Origin of the sequence: Falsiroseomonas sp. HC035 (genome assembly GCF_050563525.1) — a bacterium.
In the GTDB taxonomy this organism is placed as follows: domain Bacteria; phylum Pseudomonadota; class Alphaproteobacteria; order Acetobacterales; family Acetobacteraceae; genus Falsiroseomonas.
The window spans coordinates 231,912-248,096 of the sequence record NZ_JBNXUN010000006.1 but is presented as its reverse complement, the minus strand read 5'-3'; the positions used below and the strand labels follow the sequence as shown (position 1 = coordinate 248,096).

Genomic DNA, 16,185 nt, shown 5'->3' with positions numbered 1-16,185 from the left:
GCGGCCGGGGTGTCCCTTCAACGCCTGGTCAGGCCCCAACCCGGGTCCTCGACCGCCATGTGCGACAGGCCGGACCGCTCCAGCATCGCCGCCGTCTCCCGGTTCGCGGCCTCGGCGATCCCCGCCGCGTCGAGATGCCCGCAGACGCGGTCGCGCATCAGCAGCTGTCCGTCCACCACCACGTCCAGCACGTCCTGCCCGTTCGCGAAATACACCACGCGTGCCACCGGCATGTTCGCCGGCACCATGTGCGGCGCCGTCAGGTCGACGGTGATGACATCCGCCTTCTTGCCGACCTCCAGGCTGCCAATCTCGTCGCCCAGGCCGAGGCCACGCGCGGCATCGATGGTCACCATCTCCAGCGCCTTGCCCGGCGGCATCATCGTCTCGTCGCGGAAGTGGCGCTGGTGGTAGCGGATGCATTGGAACATGTGGCGGAACATGTCGCCGGAACGGTCGGGCGCCGTGGCATCCGAGCCGATCATCACCGTGACGCCCGCGTCCATCATGCGCGGCGCCGGACAGTAGCCGCGCACGGCGGCAATGGCGGAGGGGTTGTGCACCACGCTGGTGCCGGTGCGGACCAGCGTCTCGATGTCGCCGTCGGTCAGCTCCGTGCAGTGGCTGAGCCAGGCATCGGGACCGAGCAGGCCGAACATGCGGTCCGCCATCTCGATGCTGCCGTCGCGATGGCCGTCCTGGTGGAAGGTCGCGCCGCGCGATCGGCCCGCATCGCGGATCAGGCGGCCCTGGCGCTCGATTTCCTTCACCTTCGCCGGGTCGTGCGTCGCCTCGCGGTACACCGGCATCAGCGTCGCGACCTTCACGCGGCCGCGGCCGTGCCACTTCTCGACGCCGGCGGTGATGACCTCCAGCTGCTGTTCGAAGCTCACCGGCCGTTCCACGCCGTCCGGCCCGACATAGGGGCGCGGGAAGGGTGGGCGCGTCGGGCCGAGCACCAGCACGCTGCGGATGCCCACTTCCTCGGTCGCCTCGGCATGCGCATCGGTGAACGCGGTGTCGTCGACCCGCCCGATGCTGTCGCCGCCACCCAGCAGCGACACGCCGGTGGTGACGCCGAAGCGCAGCCGTTCATGCGCCGCCAGCTTCGCCTCCGCACGCCAGAAGGCGGGCGGGGAGGCGAGGGTGTAGATGACGCGGCACGCCTCCATCCACGCCTTGCTGTCATTGTTGCCGAGCGTCTTCACCAGGCCATGCCCGGCATGCGCGTGCCCGTCGATCAGCCCCGGCAGGATGGCGCGGCCCTTGGCCTCGATGGTCTGCGTGGCGCCGGGATGCGCGGCCTCGACTTCGGCGGTGGTGCCGACCGCCTGGATGCGGCCGTCCCTGATGGCGACGGCGCCATCCGGGATCACGCGGCGCGTGGCGTCCATGGTGATGACGACGCCGCCGCGGATGAGAAGATCGGTCATATGCGTTCCTGAGTGCGGAAGAGCGCTCTCCCCCGTTCCGGGGGAGAGGGTTGGACGAGGGGGCGCAGCCGACCCCAGGGCGAAAAGTGGTGGAAGTGTCAGTCCACCTTCACCAGCCACAGCCGCAGCCGGTTGTCCGGTGCCTGCCGCAGGTCGATCCCGCGCCGGGACGCCCAGGCGATCGGCTGCTGGAACAGCGGAATATGCGCGATCTCGGCCCGCTCGATCTCCAGCGCCTGGCGGATCAGCCCGCGCCGCGTCGGCTCATCCGCCGCTTCCGCCACCTGCGCCACCAGCGCGTCGAACTGCGCGTTGGACCAGCGGCCGTAGTTCAGCCCGCCCGTCGTCGGCCCGTTGGTGCGCAGCACCTCGTTCAGTGTCGAATACGCATCCGCCAGCGGCAGCCCGGCATGGCCCAGCATGTACAGCGAGAAGTCCCGCGTCGCCGTGCGCCGAGACCAGATGTTGGTCGGCTCCGACTGCAACTGCAGCCGGATGCCGACGCGGGAGAACATCGCGGCGACGGCCTGGCAGATGCGCTCGTCGTTCACGTAGCGGTCGTTCGGGCAGACGATGCCGACCGAGAACCCGTTCGGGTAGCCGGCCTCCGCCAGCAGCCGGCGGGACGCCTCCGGGTCGTAGGGCAGGCGGTCGTTCAGGTCCTGTGGCGCCCCGGTCAGGAAGGGGCTCACCATCATGCCGGCGATCCAGGCCTTGTCGCGCATCACGGTGCGGCGCAGGGCGTTGACGTCGATGGCGCGGTACATCGCCTCCCGCACCCGGCGGTCCTTCAGCGGGTTGGCGCCGCGCACGTCGGAATACAGCAGCTCGTCGCGCTCATGGTCGAAGCCGAGGTAGATGGTGCGCAGCTCCGGCCCCTCCACCATCTGGACGCGCTGGTCCTGCAACAGGCGGGGCACGTCCTGCAACGGCACTTCCACGCTGGCATCGATGGCGCCCGACAGCAGGCTCGCCGTACGGGTCGCAGCACTGCGGATCGGCTGGAAATTCACCCGCGTCAGGTTGTGGACCGGGCGATCCCACCAGCCGGCATGCGGCTCCAGCACGGTGCGCTCATCCGGGCGGCGTTCCGTGATGCGAAAGGGCCCGGTGCCGTTGGCGGTGCGGGTCGCCCCCGATTCCACCTGCTGCGATAAATTCGCCGCCTGCTGCGCGTTGTTCGCCCGCGACCAGCCCTCGTCCATCATGAAGAACTGCGTGATGGAGGCGAGCAGGATCGGGAAGGGACGGTGTGTCTCGATCTCGATCGTGTGGCTGTCGACCTTGCGGATCTCCTTGATCGCGCCGAGCAGCCCGCGCGCCAGTGATCCCGGGCCGTTGACGCGCCCCCAGGTGAACAGCACGTCGTCGGCATCGAAGGTCTCGCCGCCATGGAACACCACGCCGCGGCGCAGGTTGAAGCGCCACACGGTGGGGGAGGTGCGTTCCCAGCTTTCCGCCAGTGCCGGTTCCAGCTCGATCCGGTCGTTGTGCCGCACCAGGGATTCGTAGACGTTCCCCATGAAGGTGTTGGTGAAGGTGTTGTTGGACGAATGCGGGTCCAGCGTCAGCACATCCGCGTTGTAGGACCAGGTGAAGGTCTTGGCGGCGGCCGGCGGCGCTGCGGCCATTCCGGCGGCAAGCAGGGCGGCGCACAGGGCCATGGGGGCAAGGGGACGCATGGGGGAGGTCTCCGGGTTCGGCGAGATGCCAGCGTCGATCCACCCTGCCGGCGCGTCAATCGTCTTGCGACCGCGTAGGTGACACCACGCCTGCCCTGCTAGGATGCCGCGACACCCAAGGAGACCCCGCGCATGACCCGCCGCGCCCTGGCCCTGCTGGCTGCCCTCATCCTGGCGCATCCGGCCGCGGCCCAACCCGCCGGGCTGTCCGAGACCATCCTGCGCCTGTCCGAGACCGCCGAGGTCACGCGGCCGCCCGACGAGGTCGTCGCCACCCTGCGCGCGGAGGCCCGTGCCGGCACCGCCGCCGCGGCGCAGGAGGCGGTGAACCGCAGCATCGCCGCCGCCGTCGCGCAAGCCCAGGCGACCCCGGGCATCCAGGTCTCGACCGGCGGCTACTGGACCGCGCGGGTGGATGAGGCGCGCGCCTGGCAGGCGAGCCAGTCCCTGACGCTGCGCGCCGCTGCAGGCCCGGCGCTGCTGGACCTTGCCGGGACCCTGCAGGGCCAGGGCCTCGCGATGGCCTCGCTCGACTGGACCCTGCGGCGGGAGACGACGCGCGTGGCACGCCAGGACGCGGCTCGCCTGGCGATCGAGGCGGTGCAGGCCCGCGCCGCGGAGATCGCCGGCCAACTCGGCCTTCAGGTCGCCGGGCTGCGGGAGGTGACGGTCCATGCCGGCGAAGCGGCGCCGCGCCCGATGGCCATGGCCGCCCGCGGCGCCGCTTCCGGCAGCCCGCCGGTCGCGGTGGCGCAGGATGCGGTCGTCTCGGCGACCGTGGAGGCGGTGGCGGTGCTGCGGCCGCGCTGACCCCTTGCCGAAAATTGCCGAATGGCCGGCGCTCCCTATCGTTAAAGTATACGTAACGATCGCCGGGTCGCACAAAACGCAGGGCGGCCCTGCCCAACGAATGGCTGCACACCGGCTGCTTATGCGGTAGACCACACCGAAGGTGGCAACTCCATGACGGAAACTATTCGAATGGGCGTGGTAATCGGGGAGGTGGCACGTAAGCTGGGCTACCGCCCGGGGATGGCGTGTGCAGTACTTGGCAACCCTCCGGGGATGACCTTCGGGCTGCCCAACGGCGCGACCGCGGCGGCCGACCTCATCCTCGCCTTCGCGGCCGACAAGATCGCGCTGCGCAGCATCGCCCCGCGGGCGCTCAACCTCTACGGCATCGGCGCGCGTCTGTGGTTCGCCTATCCGAAGAAGACCGGCCCGGTGCGCTCCGACCTTGACCGCGACCATGGCTGGGACCCACTGACCACGGAGGGCCTGCTGCCGGTCACCCAGGTGGCGCTGGACGATACCTGGTCCGCGCTGCGCTTCCGCTTCCGGGAGGAAATCCCGAAGGTCATGCGCGCCGGCGCTTGATGCTGGCGTGCGGCGTGGCGGGGCCGTAACCTCCGCCACCCACAGCGGAAACCCGCATGACCCATAGCCGCCGCCTGGCTGGCCCGACGCCCGACCTCAACCGCCCGGATTTGAACCGCAGCCCCGTTGCGCGGTACCTGCAGCTGGCCACGCTGTTCCGCCACCGTGTCGAATCCGGTGTCTGGGCGCCCGGCACCCGCATTCCGACCGTCGATGAACTCGCCGCCGAATGCGGCGTCGCCCGCGCCACCATCCGCCAGGCCCTGGACCAACTGGCAGAGGATGGGCTGATCGCGCGGTTCCGCGCCCGCGGCACCTTCGTCTCCTCCACCCCGCCGCCGCGCCTGTGGTGCGATGTGGAAACCGACTGGAACGGCCTGCTGCGATCCCGCGAGGGCGCCCGCATCGAGATCCTGTCGGACACGCCGGACCAGGATGGCGACGCCATCCCGGCCAGCCCCGGCCGCCGCGCGCCGGCCTACCGCCACCTGCGCCGCCGCCACTGGCGGGACGAGAAGCCGTTCCTGCTGGCCGATGTCTGGCTTGACCAGCGGCTGTCGCCCCTGGTCACGCCGGAGGACCTGCTGACCAAGACGGCGCTGCGCCTGGTGGCCAGCCTGCCCGGCATCCGCATCGCGGGAGCGCACCAGACCCTGACCATCGGCGCGGCCGATGTGGAAACCGCGGCCGCGCTGCACCTGCCGCTGAACGCCCCCATCGCGCATGTCTACCGCACCGCCCTCGACCCCGCCGGCACGCTGCTGCTGGCGGCCAAGGGCATCTACCGGGGCGACACCGTGCGCATCGACGTGAAGCTGCGTTAGGCGGCCGCTCCGGACGGCGCCAGGGCTTGCGGGATCGGCCCATCCACGGAAATCAAACGCCCGCCTCCACGGCGAAGCTGCGGAGTTCCAGGAGCTTCTGGCCACGGGTCTGCCAAGCCTGCAACCAGACCGTCAGCCACCTGTTCGTTTCGGCGATGTCGACCTTGTACTCGCCGCTTTCGCAGTCGAAAAAATAGAGGTGACGGCCCCAGCCGAATATCTTTCCGCTGGAGGCATAGGACGCGACGACGTGCCCGCTCTGGGTCGCCTTCCCGACAGGCTGCATCCGGAGGAAATACAAGCGGTAGGAATGCTTGGCCTGAGCCGCGCTTTCCATGGTCTTCGCCAGGGTACCCGGGGCCGAACTCTCCTTGCAGATGAGGCTGCTCGTCACGGCCCGAAGCGTATTGTTGCGAAGCGCCGATCCGTAACTTCTCTGGACCCAGTTCTCGTAGCTGTCGGCAGTGGGGCTGTCCCGGTGGTGGATGTCCTGTGTCTCTCCCGCCTTCGCGTACGCCGCCGCGGTCCTGAGACCCTCCTTGCGTTGCTCCGCGGTGCGCTTGTGGTGGGTGATGAGATTCCGAACCCACAACATCGACAGGCCGCAGCAAATTCCTGCCCTTTTCGGGTCGTCCAGAGGGGCGTGGAACGTCGCCTGGAAGACCTGATCATTCCCCAGGACCTCTCCCTGCGCCATCGCGAAGGTCTGTTTGATACCCGCCATCCGCATTCCCCCGCCAGACGCGGCATGATGGCTTGGCCTAAAGCCGCTGCCCGCCGCCGGCGCAAAATTCCGATGTCGGAACTATGCAGCTGTCTGGCGGTGCGCGCCATGCAGGTCCCGCCTAATAGCGGGAACAGGCGTCCGGCCCCTGCGGGCCGCGGAGCATCCCCTGCGCGATCCCGGCCGATGTGAAATGGCTTCGGCTTATCGCTTCTGCCGCGTGTTGCGCGTCGTCCAGCGCCCACGCCCGACTCGAGCGGGGTCTACCCCGCGAAAAATGCCCTGACGTCGGCGGGTGGTGGCGCCCAGCGGGGCTGATTGTCCTTGTCCACCAGCACGGCGCGCACGCCCTCGGCGAAGTCGGGGTGGCGGGTGACGTGGCGGGTCAGGGCCAGCTCCATCGCCAGGCAATCGCCCAGCGACAGGTCCGCGCCGCGTCGCAGCAACTCCAGCGTCACTGCCAGGCTGGTGGGCGACATCCGGGCCAGGATGGTTGCCTGCGCCTGAGCCCATTCGCCACCCTCGGCCGCCAGCGCCGCCTGGATGGCGGGCAGCGTGTCAGCTGCGAAGCAGCGGTCGATGGCGGGACGCTGCGCCGCGATGGTGCCGGGCGGCACGGTCTCGGCGAATTCCGCCAGGGCGGAGGTCTCGCCCGCCAGCAACGCCTGGCGCAGGGCGGGCAGCTTTTCCCGCGGCACGAAATGCGTGGCCAACCCGGCTTCCACCGCCTCCGCCCCGCGCAGTCTGGCCCCGGTCAGCGACAGGAACTTGCCCATCGCGCCGGGCAGCCGCGGCAGGACGTAGGAGGTGCCGACATCCGGGAACAGCGCGATCGCGGTCTCCGGCATCGCCAGCATCGCGTGCTCCGTCACCACGCGGATGTCGCCGTGCACGGACAGGCCGATGCCACCCCCCATGCAGACGCCGTCGATCAGGCTGATCCACGGCTTCGGGAAGCCGGCGATCGCCGCGTTCACCGCATATTCGGCGGCAAAGAACGCCTCGACGCCCGCCGCGTCGCCGGCCAGCGCCAGTTCGCGGATGCGCCGCACGTCGCCGCCGGCGCAGAAGGCGCGGCCGCCGGCGCCTTCCAGGATCACCAGTTTCACCGCCGGATCGTCGCGCAGCGCGACGATGGCGGCATCCAGCGCCGCGATCATGCCCTGGTCGAGCGCGTTCAGCGCCCGCGGCCGGTTCAGCAGCAGGGTGCCGGCGGCACCCGCCCGGCCCTGGACGACGGTGGGTTCCTCGGACATCAGCCGCCTTCGCGCGCCGCCATCTGCGAGATCTGGCGCCGCATCGCCGTCAGCAGCGCGCCCACGTCGCTGCCGCCGCGGGAGACGACGCTGCTGTATTCGCTGCGGGTGGTCAGCCGCAGGCTGGTGCCCTCGGCGATCACGTCCACGACCTTCGGCTGCCCGCCTACCTCCGCCACGCGCCAGTCCAGCCCGAAGGCGGGGGTGCCGACGCGCTCGATGATGGTGCTGACCAGCACGTCCTCCTCGGTCCGCGCCTGGCTGCGGCCGAGCGAGAAGGTCAGGCCCTGGTACTCGCCGAAGCGGGAGGACAGGTTGCGGATCAGCACCTCCTCGAACAGTTGCAGGTATTCCGCCTGCTGCGCCGGGGTCGCGGTGCGCCACCAGCGGCCGAGGATGAAGCGACCGACGCCTTCCACATCCACGGCGCGGCGCAGGATGGCGCCGACCCGGTCGCGCCGCTGCGGCACAGGGCCGTCGGCATTGATGGCGGCGACCAGTTCCTGGCCGGTGGCCTGGATGAAACTGGTGGCCCGGCTTGGGTCCATCTGCTGCGCGGCGGCGGGGCGGGCCAGGCCGGCCAGCGCGAGGGCGGCCAGCAGCAGGGGGCGGCGGGTCGGGTTCGTCATGCAGTGATGTCCTTTGGGGTGCCGCGCGTCAGCGCCGCAGGCCCTGGAAGCCAAGCCCGAGGCCGGGGTCGGAGGTCGCCGGCCGGGCGCTGGGTTCGTTGCGGATCTCCGTCACGCGGCGCTGCCGGTAGGCGCTGCGCAGCGTGGCGTAGGGGTCGAGCGAGGTGGCCCGGACCTGGTCCAGGGTGTCGATCAGGCCTTCCCGCGTGTCCAGCGCACCTGTGGCCGTGCGCGTGACCGTGATGGCATCCATCGTCTCGCCGCCACCGACATAGGTCAGCGGGTTCATGGCGATGTCACCGGCAAAGCCGGTCACGTCACGCGGGCTGGAGGGGCCGAGGACGGGGATGAACAGGTAAGGCCCTTCCGGCGCGCCCCAGACGGCGAGGGTCTGGCCGAAATCCTCGGTATGGCCGAGCAGGCCGAAATCCGTCGCACGGTCGAAGATGCCGCCGATGCCAACCGTCGTGTTCACCACGAAGCGGCCTGCGGTGGTGGCGGCACGCTGCGTCTCGCCCTGCAGGACGTCGTTCACCAGGATCACCGGCGTGCGCAGGTTGGCGAGGACGTTGCGGATGGCGGTGCGGACTTCCGGCGGCAGGAAGATGCGGTAGATCTCGGCCGCCGGGCGCAGCACCAGCGTATCGATGCCGTCGTGCACGAAGTAGGCCCCGCGGTTCAGAGGCTCCAGCGGGTCGTTGTTCGCGCGGAATTCCGCCACCGCGGCGGCATCCGCCGGATCGGGCCGCGCCGCGCAGGCGCCGAGGCCGAGTACCACCGCGAGGGCCAGGGCCGGCCGCAGCGCGGCGAAGCGCCCGGGAAGCCGGGACACGATGCGACGTGCGTGGTCGGCGGCGGGCGTTGAGGGGGCGCGGATCAACATGCGATCTCCGGGTTCAGGCGGCCGGGCACGAATGGCCCTTCGCGGCCCAGGCCTTCCTGGGACGCGCAGATACACTTATATGCACGGCAAGGCAGCCATTAAACGGTGGTGCCGCCGACGTTACGACCGATGTTACGATACGAGACATCCTCCGCCACTTCCTGCCCAATCCTGGCGTGCAGGCCGCCACACCCGCGAGGGAACCGCCCATGGATATCGCTCCCCCCCCTGGCGTCGGCACGCTGCAGCGCTGGCTGACCGGCCCCCGGATCGCCGGCCTGCCGGTGCCCACCGAAATGCCGCCGCCGCAACTGTCCTTCGAGTTCTTCCCGCCCAAGAACGAGGCGTTGGAGCAATCCCTGTGGGCCGCGATCCGGCGGCTGGAGCCGCTCGGGCCGCGCTTCGTCTCCGTCACCTACGGCGCCGGCGGCACCACCCGCACCCGTACGCATGAGACGGTGGCCCGCCTGGCGCGGGAGACCAGCCTGACCCCCGCCGCGCACCTGACCTGCGTCGGCGCGACGCGGGACGAGGTGGACGAGGTGGCCCGTGGCTACCTGGAGGCCGGGGTGCGCCACATCGTGGCGCTGCGCGGCGACCCGCCGGCGGGCGCCAGCCAGTACACCCCGCATGAGGGCGGCTACGCCCAGGCCGAGGACCTGGTGCGCGGCCTGCGGCGGATCGGCGATTTCGAGGTCAGCGTCGGCGCCTACCCGGAAACCCATCCGGCCGCGACCTCGCAATCCGCCGACCTGGACTTCCTGAAGCGCAAGATCGATGCCGGGGCGACGCGGGCGATCACGCAGTACTTCTTTGATACCGATATCTACCTCCGCTTCCTCGACCGTTGCGGCGCGGCCGGCATCACGGTGCCGATCGTCCCCGGCATCCTGCCGGTTTCGAATTTCGCGCAGGTGAAGAAGTTCTCCGCCATGTGCGGAACCTCGGTGCCGGCCTGGATGGGCCGGCTGTTCGAGGGGCTGGACGAGGATGCGGACAGCCGCCGCATGGTCGCTGCCGTGGTGGCGGCCGAACAGGCGCGGCTGCTGCAGGCGAACGGGGTGGACGAACTGCATTTCTACACGCTGAACCGCGCCGACCTGACCTACGCCATAGCCCACCTGCTCGGCGCCCGGCCGAAGGCAGCCGCCTGAAGCCCTCTCGCCCCGCTCAGGGGGGGGGAGGGTTGGGTGACGGAGGAGGCGCCTCACCAGCGCACGATCTTCTCCGCCAGGAACAGCGTTCCGAACAGCGTCCCGGCAAAGATCAGGATGTGGTTCCGGATGGCGTCCTTGCGGAAAACCATGGCCGGCGGCGGCGGCGGGGTGGCGGAGGCCGCCAGCGCCGCCAGGCCGCGCGGTTCCTCGGGTTCGGAGGGTGCCGGCGGCGGGGCGGTGCGCGCCTTGGCCAGTGCCGCCTCGGCCTCGACCGGGGTCAGGCACGGCCCGAGATAGGTGAAGCGCCGCGCCGCCTCCGGCGCTGTCACCGCGCTGCCATCCCAGACCATCCATTGCCGCAGCGCGCCGTTCCAGCCGATGGGCAGCGGAGCGCGGCCGGTATCGTCGCTGCGCGCCACCCAATGCCAGGGGCGGGCGGCGTCGGCGGGTTCGCCGGGGCGGGCGGGGTCGGGCCAGGCCATGGCGGGCGTTTCCTTCTGGGCGTTCATGTCCATACCAATGCCCGAATCGGCCGGCGGCAAGGGCCTATCGCACCCGACGGCAACGGCGCTACCGCACCCGACGGCAACGGCGCTACCGCACCAGGTGCACCCGCAGCCGGTCATAGACCGGGCGCAGCAGCACCGGGGACAGGAACAGCGGGAACTGGCACAGCGCGAAGAAGATCAGGATGCGCGGATCGGTCGCCGCCGGCAGTACCGCCAGGTACAGCGCCATGTTGCGGTTGCCTGACAGCAGGCCGCCGGACAGCGCGATCCGGGCGCCCGCCACCCGCAGGAAGACCAGCGCCGTCAGGATGTTGAGGCCGAAATTGCCGGCAAACGCCAGCGCCACGCCGCCCGCGACCCACAGCGGCTCCGCCAGGATCTTCGCCTGCAAGCCATCCATCACGCCGAACCCGTAGAGCACCACCAGCAGCACCACGGCGCCATCGACGCTGCGGCCATAGGTCTCCAGCCGTACCGGCCCGGCCAGCCGCCGGATCACCAGCGAGACGACCAGCGGCAGCCCCACCACCAGCGCCAGCCGCCCCATCAGGCCCGTCAGCGAGATCGCCAGGTCGATCCCCAGCAATCCCAGCGCCAGCGGCGGCGCCGTGAACGGGATCAGCAGCGTCGACAGCACGGCGACAACCAGCGAGATCTCACCGTCCAGCCCCACCATCCGGGCGAAGGCCGGGGAGGAGGTGGCGGCGCAGCCAGTCGCCATGATGACCACCGCCGCGCCCAGGGGACCATCCAGCCCGAGCAGCCGGACGATGGCGAAGACCACCAGCGGGCAGGCCAGCAACACCCAGCCCAGCAACGCCGCCACCAGCAGCGGACGCCGCAGGTAGCCGAGCACCTGGCTGAAATCCACCCGCAACAACACAAGTGTCATCAGGCAGGCGACAACCGGCGTCACCACATCCCGCGTCGCGGCCGCCAGCGGCGGAACGAGGACACCCGCGAAGACGCCGAAGCCGAGCAGCGCTCCGCCGCGGCGGGCCGACCATTCGAGGAATTGGACCAAGGGGGACCAGATGGCTGAGGTTGGAGTTGTTCGACCTGTGTTCTATATCTTCCGCGTGCCCGGACGTCATCTCACCCTGTTTTCGCTCGCCCTGGTTGCGTTGATGGCCGCCTTCGGCGCCTCATCCGCCCATGCCGCCTGCACCGACCCACCCGGTCCCGGAGTGGATTGGCGGCGTTGCAGCCTGGATGGCCAGGACCTGACGGGCGCCAACCTGTCCGGCATGCATCTGCGCGACACCTCCCTGCACCGCTCCAAGCTGGCCAATGCGCGGCTCGTCGGGGCCGACGCGGACCGCGCCCGGTTCGTCTCCGCGCAGGTCGATGGCGCCGACTTCACCGAGGCGAGGCTGCGGGAGGCCGACTTCACCCGTGCCTCGCTGCGCGGCGCCAAGTTCCTGCGCGCCGACCTGCGTCGCGCCCGGCTGTTCGGCGCCGACATGACGGATGCGGACCTGACCGGCGCGATGCTGCTCGGTACCGATTTCACCAACGTGATCCTGGCCGGCGTCACCTGGACGGATGGCGCGCGGGTCTGCGCCGCCGGTTCCGTCGGGTCCTGCCAATGAACCTGCCGCTACCCCAGCCGGACTACCTTGCCCGGCTGAACCCGGAGCAGCGGCAAGCGGTGGAGACGCTGGAGGGGCCGCTGCTGGTGCTCGCCGGCGCCGGCACCGGCAAGACCAGCGTGCTCACCACCCGCTTCGCCCACCTGCTGATGACCGGCCGCGCCAAGCCGTGGCAGGTGCTGGCGGTGACCTTCACCAACAAGGCGGCGCGGGAGATGCGCGAACGCGTCGCCGCCATCCTCGGCCAGCCGGCGGAGGGGCTGTGGCTCGGCACCTTCCACGCGCTGTGCGCCCGCATGCTGCGGCGGCATGCGGAGGTGGTCGGGCTGAAATCCAACTTCACCATCCTCGACGCCGACGACCAGTTGCGCCTGCTGAAGCAGATCATGGAGGCCGCCGGCGGCATCGACACCAAGCGCTGGCCGGCGCCGGGACTGATGGCGGTGATCCAGCGCTGGAAGGACCGCGGCCTGACCCCGCCGCGCATCACCCCGGCCGAGGATTCGGACTACGCCAACAACCGCGCGCGCAGCCTGTACGAGGCGTATCAGCGCCGCCTGGTCGAGCTCAACGCCGCCGATTTCGGCGACCTGCTGATGCACGTCACGGAAATCCTGCGCACCCGCTCCGACATCCTGGCCGACTACCACCGCAGCTTCCGCTACATCCTGGTCGACGAGTACCAGGACACCAACACGGTGCAGTACCTCTGGCTGCGGCTGCTGGCGCAGCGGGAAGACCCGGCGCAACGGAACATCTGCTGCGTCGGCGACGATGACCAGTCGATCTATTCCTGGCGCGGCGCCGAAATCGAGAACATCCTGCGTTTCGAGAAGGATTTCCTTGGCGCGCGCACCGTCCGCCTCGAATCCAACTATCGCTCCACCAAGCCGATCCTCGCCGCCGCAGCGGGCCTCATCGCGAAGAACGCTGGCCGCCTCGGCAAGACCTTGCGCGCCGGTCGCAAGGACGCGGAGGGCGACAAGGTCCGCGTCGTCTCGTTGTGGGACAGCGAGGAAGAGGCCCGCATGGTGGGCGAGCGAATCGAGGCGGCGCGGCGTGGTGGTCATCCGCTGTCGGAATTCGCCATCCTGGTGCGCGCCGGCTTCCAGACCCGCAGCTTCGAGGAACGGCTGATCACCCTCGGCCTTCCCTACCGCGTCGTCGGCGGCCTGAAATTCTACGAGCGTGCGGAAATTCGCGACGCGATGGCCTATCTCCGCATCCTGCACCAACCGGCCGACGACCTGGCGTTCGAGCGCATCGTCAACACGCCGAAGCGTGGCCTGGGCGACAGCGGGATGCGCGCGCTGCACATGGCCGCCCGCGCCGAGCAGGTGCCGCTGGCGCTGGCCGCCGAGCGCATCGTGGAGACCGACGCGCTGAAGCCCAAGCCACGCGGCGCGCTGCGCGACCTGATGCGCGGTTTCGTGCGCTGGCGTGGCATCAACGAGAAGGAAGGCCACGTCGTCGCCGCCGCGACGCTGCTGGAGGAATCCGGCTACGTCGAGATGTGGAAGCAGGACCGCAGCCCGGAGGCGCCGGGGCGGCTGGAAAACCTGAAGGAATTGTTGCGCGCCCTCGGCGACTACCAGACGCTCGCCGGCTTCCTCGACCACGTCGCCCTGGTGATGGAGACCGACGAGAACGCGGAGGCCGAGCGCGTGCAGCTCATGACGCTGCACGCCGCCAAGGGCCTGGAGTTCGACACGGTGTTCCTGCCGGGCTGGGAGGAGGGGCTGTTCCCCTCCCAGCGAAGCCTCGACGAGGGCGGCGACAAGGCGCTGGAGGAGGAACGGCGGCTGGCTTACGTGGGCATCACCCGTGCGCGCCGCACCGCCATCATCAGCCACGCCGCCAACCGCCGCATCTACGGCAACTGGACCTCCTCCCTGCCATCGCGCTTCCTCGACGAATTGCCGGAGGAGGCGGTGCTGCGCGAGGGCCAGGCCGCCATCCGCGCCAACCGCATGGCCGACACGCCCAGCGTCTTCCTTGGCCAGCAGGGGCTGATGGCGCGCCGCCCGCGGATGCTGGAGGCCAATCCCTGGGACGTGCGAGAACGCCCGCCGCGCGAAAGCGCCATGGCGATCGGCGACCGCGTCTTTCACCAGAAATTCGGCACCGGCACCATCACCGACATCGAGGAAGACCGCCTCGACATCACCTTCGACCATGCCGGGGAAAAGCGCGTGCTGGACCGCTTCGTGCAGAAGGCGGGCGAGGGCTGAAGTCGGGATCTTCCCGTCCGACCCGGCTGGCCGTTCGGCGCCGGACCTGCCACATGCACCGATCCGAGACCGAAGGCCCCGCCCATGCCGCGTGACACCTATGCCCAGCGCCAGGCGCGGCGGGCCGACCCGCTGGAGACCATCTGGCTCGACGCCCTGCCGGAGGAGGCGGTGCCGGCTTTCGAGGCCGCGCTGCAGCGCGTCTGCCCCTCCGTCGCGATCTTCCGGGACGAGGCGACGGATACCTGGCGGGTGGAGGGCGTGCGGCCCTGCGGGCAGGGCGATGAGGAATTGGCCGGCGCGCTGGCCATCGCCGCCTTGGTTTCCGGCATTGCACCGCCCGAATTGCAGGCGGCGCCGGTGGAATCCGATGGCTGGCTGGCCCGCACGGTGGAGGCCTTCGGCGAGCAGGAAATCGGCGCCGGCTTCCTGGTGCGGCCGACCCATGTGCCGGACCGCCGCGAATACGGCCGCATGGTGCTGAAGCTGGATGCCGGCATTGCCTTCGGCTCGGGCGAGCATGGATCCACGCGCGGCTGCCTGCTGGCCTTCCACCGCGTGGCGCAGGACCGCCGGCCGCTGCGGCGCCTGCTGGACCTCGGCACCGGGTCGGGCATCCTGGCCATGGCGGCAGCCAAGCGGCTACGCCGGCCGGTGCTGGCCACGGATATCGAGCCCTGGAGCGTGCGCGTCGCCGCCGACAATGCGAAGATGAATGGCGTCGGCCGACTGTTCCGGGCGCGGCTGGCGGATGGCTGGCGCGACCGGCATGTGAAGGCCGGGCGGCCCTACGACCTAGTCTTCGCCAACATCCTGGCCCGTCCGCTGTGCGCCATGGCGCGCGACCTGGCGGTGGGGCTCGCGCCCGGCGGCACCGCGATCCTGGCCGGGCTGCTGGGCACGCAGGTGCGGATGGTGCTGGCGGCGCATCGCCGGCACGGCCTGGTGCTGGAACGCCGCCTGCCGCAGGGTGCCTGGGCGACTCTGGTGCTGCGTCGCCCCGCCTGAGCCCTCTCCCACGTCAGGGGGAGAGGGTTGGGTGAGGGGGCGAGGCGCCGCGCCTCAGCCCCTGGCGATCGCCACCTGGGCCTTCGCCGCCGTCAGCATCAGCCCGCTGTCGTTCATGATCGTCGCCAGGTTGAAGCCGCGCTCGAACATCTGCTTCGTGTAGGCGCCGGTCATGGTGTGGATGCCGACCTTCACGCCCGCCGCCTGCGCGGTGTTGCGGATGCGGTCCAGCACGGCCAGGAACTCCGGCTCCTGCCGGTCCTGCAGCGGCGCCATGCCGAGCGACAGGCTGAGGTCGGACGGGCCGATATAGATCGCGTCCACGCCGGGCACCGCGACGATGGCTTCCAGATTGTCGAGCGCCGTCTTGGTCTCGATCATCGGGATGACCAGGATGTCGTCATTCGCCGCGTTGGTGTCGGCGGCGGCGCCGTAGATGCCGGACCGGATCGGGCCGAAGCTGCGCGTGCCCTTCGGAGGGTAGCGGCAGTAGGACACCAGGGCGCGGGCCTCGGATTCGGTGTTCACCATCGGGCAGATCACGCCCTTGGCCCCGCCATCCAGCACCTTGCCGATGATGCCCGGCTCGTTCCACGGCACGCGGACCATCGGCGTGACGCCATGCGGCTGCATGCCCTGGAAGCAGGCGACCATGGACATGTAGTCCTGAACGCCATGCTGGATGTCGACCGTCAGGCTGTCCCAGCCGGCCTGGGCCATCACCTCGGCGGTGAAGCCATGCGGGATGGCGAGCCACCCGTTCACCACCGGCTTGCCTGCTGCCCAGGCCGCCTTGACGCCGTTTGCCATCTTGCTGCGTTCCTCAGTTGTACGATGACTCGACGCTAGGCCGGGGGGCGCGGGGCGTCAATTCGCCGCC

General features: G+C 70.3%; 16 protein-coding genes. 7 read left to right on the top strand and 9 right to left on the bottom strand.

Going from position 1 to position 16,185, the window contains the following annotated elements; translation table 11 throughout:
* Positions 1-17: 17 nt before the first annotated feature.
* Together ACLF3G_RS15460 and ACLF3G_RS15455 are read right to left on the bottom strand one after the other, a co-directional pair.
* A complete protein-coding gene (locus tag ACLF3G_RS15460; protein WP_430670282.1) occupies positions 18-1,433 on the bottom strand; it encodes an amidohydrolase family protein in 1,416 nt (471 codons plus the stop codon).
* A gap of 98 nt (positions 1,434-1,531) precedes the next feature.
* On the bottom strand, positions 1,532-3,115 hold the full coding sequence (locus ACLF3G_RS15455; protein WP_430670281.1) for an ABC transporter substrate-binding protein: 1,584 nt from the start codon (positions 3,113-3,115) through the stop codon (positions 1,532-1,534).
* 132 nt (positions 3,116-3,247) lie between these two features.
* On the opposite strand from ACLF3G_RS15455, the gene ACLF3G_RS15450 reads away from it, so the two are divergent.
* The 3 genes from ACLF3G_RS15450 (at position 3,248) to ACLF3G_RS15440 (ending at position 5,316) form a co-directional block, all read left to right on the top strand.
* Complete coding sequence (locus tag ACLF3G_RS15450) at positions 3,248-3,925, top strand: SIMPL domain-containing protein (RefSeq protein ID WP_430670280.1); 678 nt, start codon at positions 3,248-3,250, stop codon at positions 3,923-3,925.
* A gap of 153 nt (positions 3,926-4,078) precedes the next feature.
* Complete coding sequence (locus tag ACLF3G_RS15445) at positions 4,079-4,492, top strand: hypothetical protein (RefSeq protein ID WP_430670279.1); 414 nt, start codon at positions 4,079-4,081, stop codon at positions 4,490-4,492.
* A gap of 56 nt (positions 4,493-4,548) precedes the next feature.
* A complete protein-coding gene (locus ACLF3G_RS15440) occupies positions 4,549-5,316 on the top strand; it encodes a GntR family transcriptional regulator (protein ID WP_430670278.1) in 768 nt (255 codons plus the stop codon).
* 52 nt (positions 5,317-5,368) lie between these two features.
* On the opposite strand, the gene ACLF3G_RS15435 is transcribed toward ACLF3G_RS15440, so the two are convergent.
* From ACLF3G_RS15435 to ACLF3G_RS15420, 4 genes are all read right to left on the bottom strand, one after another.
* Positions 5,369-6,040, bottom strand: a complete 672-nt coding sequence (locus ACLF3G_RS15435; RefSeq protein ID WP_430670277.1) for a hypothetical protein — start codon at positions 6,038-6,040, stop codon at positions 5,369-5,371.
* Between the two features lie 263 nt (positions 6,041-6,303).
* The gene (locus tag ACLF3G_RS15430; RefSeq protein ID WP_430670276.1) at positions 6,304-7,296 is read right to left on the bottom strand and encodes an enoyl-CoA hydratase/isomerase family protein; all 993 of its coding nucleotides are present in this window, start codon (positions 7,294-7,296) and stop codon (positions 6,304-6,306) included.
* Positions 7,296-7,925 carry an MlaC/ttg2D family ABC transporter substrate-binding protein gene (locus ACLF3G_RS15425; protein ID WP_430670275.1) on the bottom strand — a complete coding sequence of 210 codons (630 nt, stop codon included), beginning with the start codon at positions 7,923-7,925 and terminating at the stop codon, positions 7,296-7,298. The genes ACLF3G_RS15430 and ACLF3G_RS15425 overlap by 1 nt, the downstream gene beginning before the upstream one ends.
* A gap of 28 nt (positions 7,926-7,953) precedes the next feature.
* Complete coding sequence (locus ACLF3G_RS15420) at positions 7,954-8,808, bottom strand: MlaA family lipoprotein (RefSeq protein ID WP_430670274.1); 855 nt, start codon at positions 8,806-8,808, stop codon at positions 7,954-7,956.
* A gap of 209 nt (positions 8,809-9,017) precedes the next feature.
* On the opposite strand from ACLF3G_RS15420, the gene metF reads away from it, so the two are divergent.
* Positions 9,018-9,962 (top strand): methylenetetrahydrofolate reductase [NAD(P)H], encoded by a 945-nt coding sequence (metF, locus tag ACLF3G_RS15415; protein WP_430670273.1) that lies wholly within the window; start codon positions 9,018-9,020, stop codon positions 9,960-9,962.
* 53 nt (positions 9,963-10,015) lie between these two features.
* On the opposite strand, the gene ACLF3G_RS15410 is transcribed toward metF, so the two are convergent.
* Positions 10,016-10,474, bottom strand: a complete 459-nt coding sequence (locus ACLF3G_RS15410) for a hypothetical protein (protein ID WP_430670272.1) — start codon at positions 10,472-10,474, stop codon at positions 10,016-10,018.
* Positions 10,475-10,559: 85 nt separating this feature from the next.
* Positions 10,560-11,498, bottom strand: coding sequence for a bile acid:sodium symporter family protein (locus ACLF3G_RS15405; protein WP_430670271.1), 939 nt, complete (start codon positions 11,496-11,498; stop codon positions 10,560-10,562).
* A gap of 55 nt (positions 11,499-11,553) precedes the next feature.
* Between ACLF3G_RS15405 and ACLF3G_RS15400 the strand changes: the two genes are divergently transcribed.
* The 3 genes from ACLF3G_RS15400 to ACLF3G_RS15390 all read left to right on the top strand — a co-directional run bounded on the left by ACLF3G_RS15400 (position 11,554) and on the right by ACLF3G_RS15390 (position 15,305).
* Positions 11,554-12,066 (top strand): pentapeptide repeat-containing protein, encoded by a 513-nt coding sequence (locus ACLF3G_RS15400; protein WP_430670270.1) that lies wholly within the window; start codon positions 11,554-11,556, stop codon positions 12,064-12,066.
* Positions 12,063-14,297: an ATP-dependent helicase gene (locus tag ACLF3G_RS15395; protein ID WP_430670269.1), complete on the top strand. Its 2,235-nt coding sequence runs from the start codon at positions 12,063-12,065 to the stop codon at positions 14,295-14,297. The genes ACLF3G_RS15400 and ACLF3G_RS15395 overlap by 4 nt, the downstream gene beginning before the upstream one ends.
* Positions 14,298-14,381: 84 nt before the next feature.
* Positions 14,382-15,305, top strand: a complete 924-nt coding sequence (locus tag ACLF3G_RS15390; RefSeq protein ID WP_430670268.1) for a 50S ribosomal protein L11 methyltransferase — start codon at positions 14,382-14,384, stop codon at positions 15,303-15,305.
* 54 nt (positions 15,306-15,359) lie between these two features.
* Here the strand turns inward: ACLF3G_RS15390 and ACLF3G_RS15385 are convergent, their stop codons facing one another.
* Positions 15,360-16,115, bottom strand: a complete 756-nt coding sequence (locus ACLF3G_RS15385; RefSeq protein ID WP_430670267.1) for an HpcH/HpaI aldolase family protein — start codon at positions 16,113-16,115, stop codon at positions 15,360-15,362.
* Between the last annotated feature and the right edge of the window lie 70 nt (positions 16,116-16,185).